Genomic DNA, 14,876 nt, shown 5'->3' on the forward strand with positions numbered 1-14,876 from the left:
GCTGCGCAAAAGCGCAGAAACATGCCTGAGAATCCAGGCCCGACAGCCCCTGCGGCTCAAAGCCAGCGCGGGAAGAGCAGGTTGTTCTCCAGGTGGATATGCTCCATCACGTCGTCCACCAGCTTGCGCGTGCCGGCATAAAGCGCCCGCCAGGTGGTGCAGGCTCCCTCCGGCGGCACGCCGCCATCGGTCAGCGCCTCGATCAGGCGCAGGCGCTCGCCATGTTCCACATGCTCGTCCTGCATCACGGCGATGGGATGCCCGATCATCGGATGGCCACCCTGCTTCATCATCGGGAAGAGCATCATCTCCTCCTTCTGCATGTGGGTCTCCAGTTCCTGCAGCGTGTCGGCCAGCAGATCGGCAAGCCCAGCGGGCACGGCAGGATGGTCGCGATGCACGGCCTCCACGCGCCGCGCCAGGCGGATCAGCTCGGGCAGCTCGGCCCGGTGCACGGCATGATAACGGACCAGGATATGCTCGATCAGCTCTGCCGTTTCGGCCGGGGTATCGGCCGGTGCGCCGGAATCCAGCGCCTTCAGCTCGCCCTCCAGTTCGGCCACGGCAAGGCCGCGCCGGGCAGCCGCCTCCTTCAGGCTGATGCCGCCGCCACAGCAGAAATCCAGCTTGTGTGCGCGGAACACGCCGGTGGCGCCGGGCAGTTTCGCCGCGATATCGGCCAGGCTGCGATTGCCGTAGGTCTGGGTATCCATCTTGGTTTCCTTTCTTCTTCAGCCCGGATATCAGCCCGGGCGGCCGTCGATGCGGGGCAGGATCAGGATGCGCGCATAACCGAACACGAAGGCGGCGAAACCGGCCGACCAGAGCAGGCCGCTGGCCACCAGCAGAAGATGGCCGAAGGCCAGTTCCGGAACTGCCGCGGCGATCACGCGCGCCAGCGCGCCGGCGGCGACCAGCAGGTAGGCCGCAGTGGCGGAAGCCGGCGCGGCCAGTCGGCGGCCAGTATGGCCGAGCGAGGCGCGCGTCATCACGGCCAGGATCATCAGGCCGACACCGCCGCTGCCCAGGGCGTGGATGCCGGTCGGGCCCGGCACCAGGCCGGCCGCGCCGGCGGCCTCAAGCGCGAAGCCGAGCGGCAGGAAGGCATAGCCCAGATGCAGCGACCAGATGATCGGCAGCTGCAAAACCTCGCGCCGCCACCAATGCAGCAGCCGCCAGCCATGCAGCAGCGCAGCCAGCAGGCAGGCTCCGACCTGGACCTGCACAGGCAGTGCCGCCAGCTTGCCCGCCAGGGCTGCAACCAGCGCCGCGTTGGCCGCCAGGCCCAGCTTGGGGGCTGGCACGATGGAAACGCTGTGGCCGGCCTGCAGCAGGCCGCCGATGGTGAAGGCGGGAATGATGCGGCCGCCGATGATGCCGATGGCGAGCAGGAACAAGCCCAGCGCCGCCTGCAGGCTGAGCATGGCCATATCCTGCCAGCCGTATTGCAGGGACAGATGCCAGAGCAGATTGAGACCGGCCAGCGCCGACAGGATCACGACGAAGACGCCGTTGCGCCTGGCATTGCGCTTCAGGATGCCCGGCCCGATGAAGGCGATCAGCAGCAGCCAGAATCCGACATCCGCGGCGGCAAAGAGCGCGGCCCAGGGCAACAGCGACAGAATCTGCGCCATCAGCCAGAAGCCGACCAGCAGCAGCAGCCGGAAGCCCCGCACCGGCCCGGCCTCGGTCCAGTTCGGCACCGCCGTCAGCAGGAAACCGGCCAATGCCGCGGCGGCAAAGCCGAACAGCATCGCATGCCCGTGCCACAGGATGGGGCTGTCGCCCAGCGGCAGGTCCAAGCCCATGGCCCAGCCTGCCGTCCACAGCAGGATGAAAAGACTGGCCTGCAGTCCGCCGAGCAGGAAGAAGGGCCGGAATCCGCTTTGCAGGATGGCTGGCCAGCCCGATGCGGTTTTATTGCGCTCTGCGGCAGCGCTCGCCTGCGTCATCGTCCCACCAGTTCCATCAGGCCTTCGCAACAGCCGCAGGCCGGCGACGGCAATTCGCCGGGCGCGACGGCGCGGAAGCGGCCGCTGGCGCCATCGAGCGCCTGAATCTGGCCGTGCTGGAGATCGAAATGCCAGCCATGCAGGGCAAGCCGGCCGGCCTTCACGCGCTCGGCGATCCAGGGAAAGCTCTGCAGGTTGCGCAATGACAGGTCGATGGCGGCTTTCTCCAGCCAGCGCAGGCGTTCGGCCTCGCCGGCTTCGCTGGCAAGGTTTTCCATCTGCGTCACCATCTCGCCGGCCATGGCGACCCAGTCGGGCAGGAATTCGAAATCGGCGCTGCCGCCGCGGCGCTCGGCCAGAAAGCGGATGCCGCCGCAATGGGAATGGCCCAGCACGATGATGTGATCGACCTCCAGCGCGCGCACGCCGAATTCCACTGCGGCGCTGGTGCCCTTCGGTACGCCGCGCGGCTTTTCGTAGGCGGGCACGAGGGCTGCCACGTTGCGCACCACGAACAGGTCGCCGGGCTGGGCTTCGGTGAGCAGCGCCGGATCGGAGCGCGAGTCCGAACAGGCGATCACCAGAACGCGCGGCGACTGGCCCTCGCTGACCAGCTTTTCATACGGCCGGTCGTCGCCTTCGAAGAAGCTGTCATGGAAATGCTCGAAGCCGCGCAGCAGGCGGCGCAGCGCAAGCGTGCCGGAACTGTGTTCGCGGTCCGGCATAGCGTATCACTGCAGCAGCGGCGAGTCGGCGCCGGCCAGGGCCACGCCGGTGATCTCGGCTTCGGCCGCCAGCACGGATATGTACTGGCGGATGGCCGTACGGAAGACAGACTCGGCCAGATAATCCGCGACGCGCTCGCGCACCTGCTCATATGCCATCTCTCGACCGGCCTCGCGCTGCAGGAGCTGCAGAACATGGAAACCATAGCGGCTGGGCACCGGCACGGGCGAAAGCTGGCCGACCTCCAGGCTGTCCAGGAAGGTTTCGAATTCAGGGATCGTGCTGCCGCTGGCGAACTGCCCCAGATGGCCGCCGGAGTCTTTCGACGGACAGGCGGAGTGCTGCTGCGCAAGCTGGCTGAACAGTTCCGGGTCCCGCTGCAGCACCGCGATCAGTCTTTCCGCCTGGATTCGGGCCGCCTCTCGCTCCTCCTCGTCATCCGGCATCGCCGCCAGCAGGATATGGCGGGCCTCGTAAAGCGCGGGACTGCGAAACTGGCTGCGGTTGGCGTCGAAATAGCGTCGGCAGCTTTCCTCGTCCGGCGCCGGCAGAGAAACCTCGGCCGCGATCAGGCGATCGATGGCATCCTCGGATTCGCGGTTCAAGCCCAGGACGGCGGCGCGCTGCAGCAGCAGTTCGCGTACCGCCAGCGCCTCGGCGGCGCGGCGGCCGGCCTCTTCCGCCGTGGCGGCCGGATGATACTGCATCTCGGCCAGCACGGCGGCTTCGTCGATGGCCACATCGTTCACGCGGATGACGTCCATGACTGCTCTCCTTACAGGCTCGGCCGGGCCGGCGAGCGGCGCCGCACGACCTGATAACTGCGGAAGACATAGCCGACCGGCGCGCTCCAGATATGCACCAGGCGACTGAAGGGAAAGAGCACGAAGATGGTGATACCGAGCACCAGATGCAGCTTGAACGGCCAGTCGACATTCATGACCAATTCGGCCGCACCGCCACGGAAGGTGACGATGCGCTGTGCCCATTCCGACAGGGCCAGCATGGTGCTGCCATCGCTGTGCTGCACCGAGAAGGGCAACGTGATGAGACCGAGCACAAGCTGCAGCCACAGCACGAGCAGGATGGCGATATCCATCGGCGACGAGGTGGCGCGGATGCGCGGATCGGTCAGGCGACGATGCAGCAGCAGGGTCAGCCCAATGAAGCAGATCACGCCGGCCGTGCCGCCGGAAACCACGGCCACCATCTGCTTGGCGCCGGCGGTGATGAAATGCTCATACAGCCAATGCGGCGTGAGCAGGCCGACGAGATGGCCAAAGAACAGGAACAGGATTCCGATATGGAACAGGTTCGAGCCCCAGCGGAGCTGGCGGGCCCGCAGCATCTGGCTGGAACCGCTGCGCCAGGTGTATTGGCCGCGTTCGAATCGCACCAGGCTGCCAATCAGGAAGACGCTGAGGCCGATATAGGGATAGATCCCGAACAGGAAATGCTCGACATACTGCATCATGGTCTGTTCCTCCGGTCTCAGCGCGGGGATGGGTTGTTCATGGCCTGCACCCAGGCCGAGGCCTTGCCGCAGCCATTGCCGGCGCGGGTCGGATCATTGTCCGGCCCGAAGGTGACGGCGGCTTCCTCCCAGGCGCGGTCGAGTGCCTCGAAGCTGTCATCGTCCTCTTCCGCAGGCCGCGCCGGCGCCACAACGGCACCCGCATCGGCCAGCGCGAGCAGGGCGGCGGGCACGGCCGCATAGGCCGACTGGCGCTTCTCCAGCCGGTCGCGCAGCAGCGCGAAGATCGGCGCCGCATCGCGCAGGATGGCGCGGGCCTCCTTGGGATCGATCTGGCTGAGGAATTCCAGCAGCAGCGGTAGGTAATCGGGCAGTTCGCGCGGATGCGGCTCAAAACCGTGGCTGCGGTAGAGTTCGATCAGCGCCACCATGGCCGGGCCACGGTCGCGCGAATCGCCATGCACATGCTCATACAGATGCAGGGCGACGGAGCGGCCGCGGTCGAACAGGCTGGTGAAACGCTCCTGCAGGGCCATCAGGTCGGCGGCACCGAGCTCGGCCACCAGATTGCCGAGGGCGCCGGCCATCTTCGGACTGGGCTTGAGATCCGCCTCGATGATGGCGCGGATTTCCGGCAGGGCCGCCTGCAGATCGGCGGTGGGATAGTCGAGCAGGGCCGACAAGGCTTTGAGGATACGCATGGTGATCACTCCCCGGCCGCGGCCTGACGGCCCGGCGCGAACAGGTTGGCCGGTTCCTTGCCGCCGGAGCAGCCGGCGCCGAAGGAGAAACCGCAGCCGCCGCGCAGGTCGAAGGCGTTTTCGGCATATTCGCGATGGGTGGATGGGATCACATAGCGATCCTCGTAATTGGCGATCGCCATGATCTTGTACATGTCCTCGACCTGGGCGAGGCTTAAGCCCACCTGCTCAAGCACGGCCTTGTTCTCCTTGGCCTCGACATGGCGGCTGCGCATGAACACCCGCATGGCCATCATGCGCTCCAGCGCCTGCACGACCGGTTCCTCAGCGCCAGCGGTGAGCAGGTTGGCCAGATACTTCACCGGGATGCGCAGGCTGCGCACATCGGCGATCTCGTCGGCCATGGCGATCTTGCCGGCATCGGCGGCGGCCTGGATCGGCGACAGCGGCGGCACATACCACACCATGGGCAGGGTGCGGTATTCCGGATGCAGCGGGAAGGCGATCTTCCAGTCGATCGCCATCTTGTAGGTCGGCGAATTGCGGGCCGCCTCCAGCCAGTTCTCCGGCACGCCGTCGCGGCGGGCCTGTTCGATCACCGCCGGATCATGCGGGTTGAGGAAGATGTCGAGCTGGGCCTGATACAGATCCTGCTCGGTCGGCGCGCTGGCGGCTTCCTCGATGCGGTCGGCATCGTAGAGCAGCACGCCGAGATAGCGGATACGGCCGACGCAGGTTTCCGAGCAAACCGTCGGTTCGCCCGCCTCGATGCGCGGGAAGCAGAAGATGCACTTCTCGGCTTTGCCGGACTTCCAGTTGTAGTAAATCTTCTTGTAGGGGCAGGCGCTGACGCACATGCGCCAGCCGCGGCACTTGTCCTGGTCGATCAGGACGATGCCGTCTTCCTCGCGCTTGTAGATCGAGCCCGAGGGACAGGCGGCGACGCAGGCCGGGTTCAGGCAATGCTCGCACAGCCGCGGCAGGTAGAACATGAAGGTGTTCTCGAACTGCCCGTAGATTTCCTTCTGGATGCCCTCGAAATTCTTGTCCTTCGAGCGCTTGGCGAATTCGGTGCCGAGGATTTCCTCCCAGTTCGGGCCCCACTCGATCTTTTCCATCCGCTTGCCGGTGATCAGCGACACCGGACGGGCCACCGGCATGGCTTCCGATTCCGGCGCCGTCTGCAGGTGGTCGTATTCAAAGGTGAAGGGTTCGTAATAATCGTCGATCTCGGGCAGGTGCGGATTGGCGAAAATCTTCGCCAGGATGCGCCACTTGCCGCCGATGCGCGGCTCGATTTTGCCGCCGCGGGTGCGTTTCCAGCCGCCCTGCCACTTGTCCTGGTTTTCCCATTCCTTCGGGTAGCCGATCCCAGGCTTGGTCTCGACGTTGTTGAACCAGGCGTATTCGACGCCTTCGCGCGAGGTCCAGACATTCTTGCAGGTGACCGAGCAGGTGTGGCAACCGATGCACTTGTCCAGATTGAGGACCATGGCGATTTGAGCACGGACTTTCATGGGGCGATCTCCTTGGTCGAGCCGGTCTATTCAGCCGCCGCGGTGCCGGGCCGCGGGCCGTCCAGCCAGTCCACATTGGCCATCTTGCGCACTACGACGAATTCGTCGCGGTTGGTGCCGATCGTGCCGTAGTAATTGAAGCCGTAGCTGAGCTGGGCATAGCCGCCGATCATGTGGGTCGGCTTGACCGTGGCGCGCGTCACCGAGTTATGGATGCCGCCGCGGGCACCCGTGATCTCGCTGCCCGGCACATTCACGATCTTCTCCTGGGCGTGGTACATCAGGATCATGCCCTCGTTGACGCGCTGGCTGACCACCGCGCGCGCCACCAAGGCACCGTTGGAATTGAAAACCTCGACCCAGTCGTTGTCCTCGACGCCGGCCTTCTTGGCATCCACCTCGCTGAGCCAGACGATCGGCCCGCCGCGCGAGAGCGTGAGCATCATCAGGTTATCGGTATAGGTGCTGTGGATGCCCCATTTCTGGTGCGGCGTGATGAAGTTGAGCAGGATTTCCGGGTTGCCGTTGCTGCGCTTGCCATGCACCTCGGCCACGCTGCGCGTGTCGATCGGCGGGCGGTAGCTGGTCAACCCCTCGCCGAAGGCCAGCATCCAGGGATGATCCTGATAGAGCTGCTGGCGACCGGTGAGCGTGCGCCAGGGGATCAACTCGTGCACGTTGGTATAGCCGGCATTGTAGCTGACATGCTCGGATTCCAGACCGCTCCAGGTCGGCGACGAGATGATCTTGCGCGGCTGCGCCTGCAGATCGCGGAAGCGCAGCTTGTCGTCCTCGCGCGGTATCGCCAGGTGGGTATGGTCGCGGCCGGTCGCCTTGGAGAGTGCCGCCCAGGATTTCACCGCCACCTCGCCGTTGGTTTCCGGTGCCAGCGACAGGATCACCTCCGCCGCATCGATGTCGGTCTCGATCTTCGGCAGGCCCTGGGTGATGCCCGGTTCGGTGACCTTGCCGTTCAGCTTGGCCAGGAAGGTCACCTCATGCTCGGTGTTCCAGTTGATGCCCTTGCCGCCATTGCCGATCTTGGTCATCAGCGGGCCGAGCGCCGTGAACTTCTTATAGGTGTTCGGGTAGTCGCGTTCGACCACCGTGATCTGCGGCATGGTCTTGCCCGGAATGGGTTCGATCTCGCCCTTGCGCCAGTCCTTCGGATCGAAGGCCTGGCCCAGTTCTGCCGGCGTGTCGTGCATCAGCGGGGTGAGCACGACATCCTTCTCGACGCCGAGATGGCCCTCGCAGACGGTAGAAAACTTCCTGGCGATGCCCTTGAAGATTTCCCAGTCGCTGCGCGCTTCCCAGGCCGGATCCACCGCCGCCGACAGCGGGTGGATGAAGGGATGCATGTCGGAGGTGTTCATGTCGTGCTTCTCGTACCAGGTGGCCGTGGGCAGCACGATGTCGGAATACATGCAGGTGGTGGACATGCGGAAATCCAGTGTCACCAGCAGGTCAAGCTTGCCTTCCGCGCCGTCGCGCCAGACCAATTCTTCCGGCTTGCGGCCGCCCTCCTGGCCCAGATCCTTGCCCTGCACGCCATGCTGGGTGCCGAGCAGGTATTTCAGGAAATACTCGTGACCCTTGCCGCTGGAGCCCAGGATGTTGGAGCGCCAGACGAACATGTTGCGCGGGAAATTGGCCGGATTGTCGGGATCCTCGCAGGACATGCGGACAGAGCCGCTTTTCAGCTTCTCCACCAGATAGGGTGCGGGTTCCTGCCCGACCGCCGCGGCATCTTTGGCAAGCTGCAGTGGATTGCGCTCGATCTGCGGCGCGCTGGGCAGCCAGCCCATGCGTTCGGCCCGCACGTTGAAGTCGATCAGCGAGCCGGTCAGCTTCTTCGGCGCCACCGGCGACAGGATTTCCTCCACCGCCAGCTTCTCATACCGCCACTGGCCGGTATGGGCGTAGAAGAACGACGTGGAGTTCTGCTGGCGCGGCGGACGATGCCAGTCCAGCGCGAAAGCCAGCGGCAGCCAGCCGCATTGCGGGCGCAGTTTTTCCTGGCCCACGTAATGCGACCAGCCGCCACCCGACTGGCCGACGCAACCACACATCGCCAGCAGGTTGATGATGCCGCGGTAGTTCATGTCGGCGTGGTACCAGTGGTTCACCGCCGCGCCGAGGATGACCATGGACTTGCCCTTGGTCTTGTCGGCGTTGTCGGCGAAGGCGCGCGCCACGGCAACCACCTGTTCGCGCGGCACGCCGGTGATGCGCTCCTGCCAGGCCGGCGTGTAGGGCAGATCCTCGTCGAAGCTTTTTGCGGTGTTCGGATCATTGATGCCGCGATCAACGCCGTAATTGGCCAGGAAGAGATCGTAGACTGCAGCCGCCAGAACCGGGCCGTTCTTGGTCTCGATCCGCTTGACCGGGATCTTGCGCTCGATCACATCGGGGTGGACGCTGTGATTGAAATGCTCATGGGCGATCCCGCCGAAATACGGGAAGGCCACCGCCTTTAACTCGTCCTCGACGCCCTTCAGGCCCAGGCGCAATTTCGTCTCGCCGCCGCCGGCTTCCTTCTCCTCCAGGTTCCATTTGCCCTGCTCGCCCCAGCGGAAGCCGATCGAGCCCATCGGCGCGACCAGTTTGCCGGTCTTCTCGTCGATGGCGACGGTCTTCCAGTCCGGGTTGTTGGTCTGGCCCAGGTTGTCGGCAAAATCGGAGGTGCGCAGGAACCGGTCCGGCACCAGACGGCCGTCGCGCTCGACAAGCATCACCAGGTTCGGCATGTCGGTATAACGCCGGCAGTAATCCTGGAAATATTCGCTGCGGCCCCTGGCGTGGTATTCGCTCAGGATCACATGGCCCATCGCCATGGCCAGCGCCGCATCGGTGCCCTGCTTGGGATGCAGCCAGAGGTCGGCGAATTTCGAGGCCTCGGAATAATCGGGCGTCACCACCGCCACCTTGGCGCCCTTGTAACGCACCTCGGTCATGAAATGGGCGTCCGGCGTGCGCGTCTGCGGCACGTTCGAACCCCACAGCATCAGGAAGGTGGAATTGTACCAGTCGGCCGATTCCGGCACGTCGGTCTGTTCGCCCCAGGTCTGCGGCGAGCTCGGCGGCAGATCGCAATACCAGTCGTAAAAGCTCATGCAGACGCCGCCGATCAACGACAGATACCGGCTGCCGGCCGCATACGACACCATCGACATGGCCGGGATCGGCGAGAAACCGATGATGCGGTCGGGTCCGAATGCCTTGATCGTGTAGGCGTTCGAGGCGGCGATGATCTCGTTCACCTCGTCCCAGGTGGCGCGCACGAAACCGCCCAGGCCGCGGGCCGACTTGTATTCCTTGGCCTTGGCCTTGTCCTCGACGATGGACTGCCAGGCCGCCACCGGATCGCGGTGGGTCTGCCTCGCCGCGCGCCACAGCCGCATCAGTCGGCCGCGGATCATCGGATACTTCACCCGGTTGGCGCTGTAGAGGTACCAGGAATAGCTGGCGCCGCGCGAACAGCCGCGCGGTTCGTGATTGGGCAGATCGGGCCGCGTGCGTGGATAGTCGGTCTGCTGCGTCTCCCAGGTGACGATGCCACCCTTCACATAGATTTTCCACGAGCAGGAACCGGTGCAGTTGGCGCCATGCGTCGAACGCACGATGCGGTCATGGGCCCAGCGGTTGCGGTAGGCATCTTCCCAGGCGCGGTCTTCGGTGGTGACCAGTCCGTGCCCGTTGGAGAAATCACCGACCTGTTTGCGGAAATACGTCAGACGATCGAGAAAGCGGCTCATGGTTGGGGCTCCATTGGCTCGCGTCAGCAGGGACGCTCGGCGCCCTTGCGGGCGTAATACCACCAGTTGATGGCGACATTGACCGCGTAATAGAAAGCGGCCCAGTAGAAGAAGGCGTTCGGCGAGCCGAACAGCGTCATCGAGTAGCCCAGCATGATGCCGGCCGCGAAAGGGCCATAGGCGGCGATCGCGCTGGTCCAGCCGATCACGCCCGCGGCCTGACGCGGCTCGAACAGCATCGGCATCTGCTTGAAGGTCGAGGCGTTGCCAATGCCGGAGAAGAAGAACAGGCCCAGCATGAAGGCGAGGAAATACGGGAAGTCGGCCAGCGAGGTGGGCGAGGTATAGAAGGTGACGCCCACGGCGCAGACGATCAGGCCGATGCCCGACCATTGCGTGACGATGGCGCCGCCGAAGCGATCCGACAGTGGACCGGCGATGACGCGCATGATCGAACCGATCAGCGGCCCGAGGAAGGCATAGGCGAGCGGATCCGGGGCGTTCGGGAAACCGCCATAGGTCTGGCGGATCAGCAGCGGGAAAGTGGCCGAGAAGCCGGAGAACGAGCCGAAGGTCATGACATACAGCGTCGTCATGAAGAAGCCGTGCTTGAGCTTGAAGATGTCGAGCTGGTCGCGGAAATTGGCGCGCACGGGCACGCTGCGCAGCATGAACCACGCCAGGATGCCGAACAGGGCGATCAGCGGCACATAGACCAGCGCGGCGTTCTGCAGCCAGATCTTGCTCTGCACGCCGGCGCGGGTGAAATCCAGCGGTTCGCCGGCCAGGCTGCCGAACAGGGCCATGCCGATGATCCAGGGCGTGACGAACTGCACGATGCTGACGCCGAAATTGCCGATGCCCGCCTGGATCGCCAGTGCCGTGCCCTGCAGGCGCTTGGGGAAGAACAGGCTTGTGCTGGGCATGAAGGACGAGAAGTTGCCGCCACCCAGCCCGGCCAGGAAAGCCAGCACCATCAGCACCCAGTAGGGCGTGGTCGGGTCCTGCACGGCATAGAACCAGCCAATAGCCGGGATCAGCAGGCTGAGCGTGGAGATCGCCACCACATTGCGCGTGCCGTATAGCGGCACCAGGAAGGTCTGAAAGATACGCAGCGTGCCGCCGGCCAGTCCGGGCATGGCCGCCAGCCAGAACAACTCGCTCTGGGTCAGCTTGAAACCGGCGCCGGGCAGGCGCACCACCAGGGCGGAAACCATGAACCAGACGATGAAGGCCATGGTCAGGTTGGCCGTGGTGATGATCAGCGTACGCCAGGCAATCGCCTTGCCGGTGCTGTCCCAGAATTGCTGGTTCTCGGGTTCCCAGCGGCTCAGCCAGTGGCCGCCGCGGCTTGGGGTGTTGTCGGTGGCAATGGTCATGGCTCAGGCCTCCTTGGGCCGGACGGACGCGGCCGCCGGCGGCGGAACGCCAGCCAGCTTGGCCGGCGCGCCGCCCTCGGCGAGTTCGGGCAGATCCTGCGGACCGCGCAGGGCCGGATGCTTGCGGCGCTCCATGCGGATGATCGCGAAGTGCATCCAGGTCAGCGCCGTGGCGACCAGCGCAAACAGCAGCATGAAGCAGCTCGTCCACACGCCGACGATGTCGTTCAGCGCGCCGAAGGCAATCGGCAGGACAAACCCGCCCAGGCCGCCGATCAGGCCGACCACGCCGCCCACGGCGCCCACATGGTTGGGGTAATAGACGGGGATGTGCTTGTAGACGGCGGCCTTGCCCAGCGACATGAAGAAACCGAGCACGAAGGCGATCACGGTGAACGGGATGAAGCCGATGGCGATGGTGAAGGTGATCGGGCCCTTGATGCCGTGCACCGTGTAGTCGGTGGCCGGATAGGAGAGCAGGAAGGTGCAGATCACCGAGACGATGAAGGTCCAGTACATCACCCGGCGCGCGCCGTATTTGTCGGACAATACGCCGCCATAGGCGCGGAACAGGCTGGCCGGGATCGAATAGGCCGCACCCAGCATGCCGGCCGATTTAACATCCAGGCCGTAGACGCCCATGTAGTAACGCGGCAGCCACAGGGCGAGCGCGACGAAGGCGCCGAAGACGAAGAAGTAGTACAGCGAGAAGCGCCAGACCTGCAGGTTCTTCAGCGGCGCAAGCTGGGCCAGCAGCGGTTCGGGTTTGGCCCCCGTGCGTTTGCGCTCGGCCAGCGCCGGATCGTCCTTGGTGAACAGCAGGAAGGCAATCGCCATGACCAGGATGGCGACGGCCCAGATCTTGGCCACCATCTCCCAGCCGAAGGCCACCATCACGAAGGGCGCGACGAATTTGGTGACGGCGGCGCCGACATTGCCCATGCCGAAGATGCCGAGTGCGGTGCCCTGCTTCTGCTTGGGATACCATTTCGACACATAGGCGACGCCGACTGCGAACGAACCGCCGGCAATGCCGACGCCAAGGGCCGCGAGCAGGAAGGTCTCGTAGGAATAGGCCGAGGTGAGCAGCCAGGTGGCGATCGCGGCCGCCACCATCACGGTCGTGTAGACCAGGCGCCCGCCATACTGGTCGGTCCAGATGCCGAGCAGCAGGCGACTGAGCGAACCGGTCAGAATGGGGGTACCGATCAGCAGGCCAAACTGGGTCTCATTCAGGCCGAGATCCTTTTTGATCTGGATGCCGATGATCGAAAAGATGGTCCAGACGGCAAAGCAGACGGTGAAGGCCACCGTACTCATGACCAGGGCGGTGGATTGGCCGGGCGGATTGGCGGCTGGGGCAGATTGAGAGGCCATCGTGTCTTCTCCTGCATCCCGGATTGCAGCGGCGGGATACAGGGGCATGATGAGTGAGCCCCTCGCAAAACCGATTGCGTTAGATCAAGCGCATCAGCGTGCTGCTTTTTTTGCAGCGCGACAACTTGATACGCGTCAAATTTCAGTGGCTATGCCTGCAGGACTATGCTTGATATCGGTCAATGCCGGATCGGCCGCAGCCCCTATCCTGCCCCCGGTCATGGAGGTGAAACATGCGCGCTGTGGACCAGGAACTGCTCGAAAAAACCGAGATATATCAAAGGCTCGATCACGCCATCGTCGAGCGTCTGGTTCGTGATTGCCCGGTACGGGAATACCCGAAAAACGCCATCCTGACCCAGCAGGGCGATCAGTCGGAATACGTGCACCTGATTCTGAGCGGCCGCGTCGCACTCATGGCCGAATGCTGCGATGGCGAAAGCACGGTGGTGACCACTTTCGGCAACGGCGAGATTTTCGTCAGCGCCGCCACGATCCTGCAGCTTCCCTATCTGGTCACCGCCCGCACCACGGCGCCGTCCCGGGTATTGCTGATTCCAAGCGCGCGCTTTCGCCAGGCGCTCGAAACCGAACATGCCCTGGCCCTGATGATGGTGGATCGGCTGGCCCGGCACTGGCGCCTGCTGGTCGAACATCTGCGCGAACTGAAGCTGCACACTGCCATCGAACGGCTGGCGAGCTATCTGGTGCGGCACAGCCCGACCGCTAGCGGCCCGGCCAACTTCCGTCTGGCCGACGACCGCAAAACCATCGCCGCCGAACTCGGCATGAGCTCGGAATGCCTGTCGCGCACCTTCCAGCAGCTGCGCAGTTACGGCATCCGTGCCAGCGGCAGCCGGATCGACATCGCCGATGTGCGCAAGCTGCGCGATCTCTATCGGCCGGTGGCCCGCGCGGCCGCGCCAGGCCGGGCGGCCGCAGACGAGGCCAGGACGCAGGAAGGCGCAGTTCTGAACTGAACCGGCACCGTCTATTTATAGGCGGCACAGCCCTCGCAGACGGTACCGCACACATCGCCATTCAGATGGGCGCGGCGCAGGTTCTGGAAGACCGGCGAGTTCCATGCTTCAGCAAAACCCTCTGCCGTCAGGTCACCCATATGGAAGCGACCGTCATGGTCGAAACAGCAGGCCGATAGCTTGCCATCCCATGTGATATGCCCTTCGGTGAATACCGCCCAGCACGGCAGCGGCGGACGCAGAGCCGCGGCGCGGCCGCGATTGCCGGCCACGGCCGACCATCCGCGCATGTCTTCCTCGCCGCTGACCAGATCGGCCTGGCTGTAGAGCGGCAGGGCATAAACCTCGTCGACATAGGGGCGGATCTCGTCGAGCGCCTGCTGCATCCGCTCGCCCTGTTCGCCGTCATACTCGATGTAGGAAGCGTACAGCCCGCAGCCATACCCTGCTTCGTCGCGGATGGCGCGGGCGGCACGGATATTGGCCTTGATCGCATCGAAGAGTCGCGGCTTGACGCCGGCCACATCGCTGAACTGTTCGGCATCGGCATAGTTATAGGAGAATTTCAGCGAGTCGAGGCCGGCCTCCATGCAGGCGCGCACCCGATCGGGCAGGGCCAGCGACCCGTTGGTGGTGAGGAATACATAGGGATAGCCACATTCCTGCTTGGCATAGGCCACGGCCTCGGGCAGCCATGGCACCATGAAGGACTCGCCCAGGTAAAACAGGCCCAGCTCCTCCACGCCGGCCGCGCGCATCTCGCGCACCAGCCGCTTGAACAGGTCCTTGTCCATGTCCTTCTGGTCGCGCAGACGCATGTCGCGGGCGCAAAAGGCACAGGCAAAATTGCAGCGCCCCGTCAGCTCGATCTTGACGGAGCGCGGCACGGGTGCCACGGCGCGGGCGCGGGCGGGTTCGATAAAGGTGATGGCATCGATACGGTCGGTGATCGTCATGAGTTGCATCCTTTCTGGAGTGTCACGCATACGATTACGCTGACCAGCATTATTGA

At 64.6% G+C, this 14,876-nt stretch carries 12 protein-coding genes; 1 reads left to right on the top strand and 11 read right to left on the bottom strand.

What is annotated here, in order from left to right; genetic code table 11:
* Window positions 1-56: 56 nt before the first annotated feature.
* The 10 genes from ytfE to ACK4FK_RS03175 are packed head-to-tail and all read right to left on the bottom strand — an operon-like array spanning window position 57 to window position 12,884.
* The gene (gene ytfE / locus ACK4FK_RS03130; RefSeq protein WP_409740968.1) at window positions 57-713 is read right to left on the bottom strand and encodes an iron-sulfur cluster repair protein YtfE; all 657 of its coding nucleotides are present in this window, start codon (window positions 711-713) and stop codon (window positions 57-59) included.
* A gap of 30 nt (window positions 714-743) precedes the next feature.
* Window positions 744-1,952 (bottom strand): NnrS family protein, encoded by a 1,209-nt coding sequence (locus tag ACK4FK_RS03135; RefSeq protein ID WP_409740970.1) that lies wholly within the window; start codon window positions 1,950-1,952, stop codon window positions 744-746.
* Window positions 1,949-2,677, bottom strand: coding sequence for a carbonic anhydrase (locus ACK4FK_RS03140; RefSeq protein ID WP_409740972.1), 729 nt, complete (start codon window positions 2,675-2,677; stop codon window positions 1,949-1,951). Before ACK4FK_RS03140 ends, ACK4FK_RS03135 begins: the two co-directional genes overlap by 4 nt.
* A 6-nt stretch (window positions 2,678-2,683) precedes the next feature.
* A complete protein-coding gene (locus ACK4FK_RS03145) occupies window positions 2,684-3,442 on the bottom strand; it encodes a peptidylprolyl isomerase (protein WP_409740975.1) in 759 nt (252 codons plus the stop codon).
* An 11-nt stretch (window positions 3,443-3,453) separates the two neighbouring features.
* Entirely contained in the window at window positions 3,454-4,152 is a 699-nt protein-coding gene (gene narI, locus ACK4FK_RS03150) for a respiratory nitrate reductase subunit gamma (RefSeq protein WP_409740978.1), read from the bottom strand.
* A gap of 17 nt (window positions 4,153-4,169) precedes the next feature.
* Window positions 4,170-4,853 (bottom strand): nitrate reductase molybdenum cofactor assembly chaperone, encoded by a 684-nt coding sequence (narJ, locus tag ACK4FK_RS03155; RefSeq protein WP_409740981.1) that lies wholly within the window; start codon window positions 4,851-4,853, stop codon window positions 4,170-4,172.
* Window positions 4,854-4,858: 5 nt separating this feature from the next.
* Window positions 4,859-6,370, bottom strand: a complete 1,512-nt coding sequence (gene narH, locus ACK4FK_RS03160) for a nitrate reductase subunit beta (protein ID WP_409740984.1) — start codon at window positions 6,368-6,370, stop codon at window positions 4,859-4,861.
* A gap of 26 nt (window positions 6,371-6,396) precedes the next feature.
* Window positions 6,397-10,128, bottom strand: coding sequence for a nitrate reductase subunit alpha (locus ACK4FK_RS03165; RefSeq protein WP_409740987.1), 3,732 nt, complete (start codon window positions 10,126-10,128; stop codon window positions 6,397-6,399).
* A gap of 23 nt (window positions 10,129-10,151) precedes the next feature.
* On the bottom strand, window positions 10,152-11,507 hold the full coding sequence (locus tag ACK4FK_RS03170) for an MFS transporter (protein ID WP_409740990.1): 1,356 nt from the start codon (window positions 11,505-11,507) through the stop codon (window positions 10,152-10,154).
* 3 nt (window positions 11,508-11,510) lie between these two features.
* Window positions 11,511-12,884, bottom strand: coding sequence for an MFS transporter (locus ACK4FK_RS03175; RefSeq protein WP_409740993.1), 1,374 nt, complete (start codon window positions 12,882-12,884; stop codon window positions 11,511-11,513).
* Between the two features lie 233 nt (window positions 12,885-13,117).
* On the opposite strand from ACK4FK_RS03175, the gene ACK4FK_RS03180 reads away from it, so the two are divergent.
* Window positions 13,118-13,864 (top strand): cyclic nucleotide-binding domain-containing protein, encoded by a 747-nt coding sequence (locus ACK4FK_RS03180; protein WP_409740996.1) that lies wholly within the window; start codon window positions 13,118-13,120, stop codon window positions 13,862-13,864.
* An 11-nt stretch (window positions 13,865-13,875) separates the two neighbouring features.
* Here ACK4FK_RS03180 and ACK4FK_RS03185 read toward each other — a convergent pair whose 3' ends face one another.
* The gene (locus ACK4FK_RS03185) at window positions 13,876-14,820 is read right to left on the bottom strand and encodes a radical SAM/SPASM domain-containing protein (RefSeq protein ID WP_409740999.1); all 945 of its coding nucleotides are present in this window, start codon (window positions 14,818-14,820) and stop codon (window positions 13,876-13,878) included.
* Window positions 14,821-14,876: the final 56 nt, after the last annotated feature.

The organism is Ferrovibrio sp. (genome assembly GCF_046297895.1).
Lineage (GTDB): Bacteria > Pseudomonadota > Alphaproteobacteria > Ferrovibrionales > Ferrovibrionaceae > Ferrovibrio.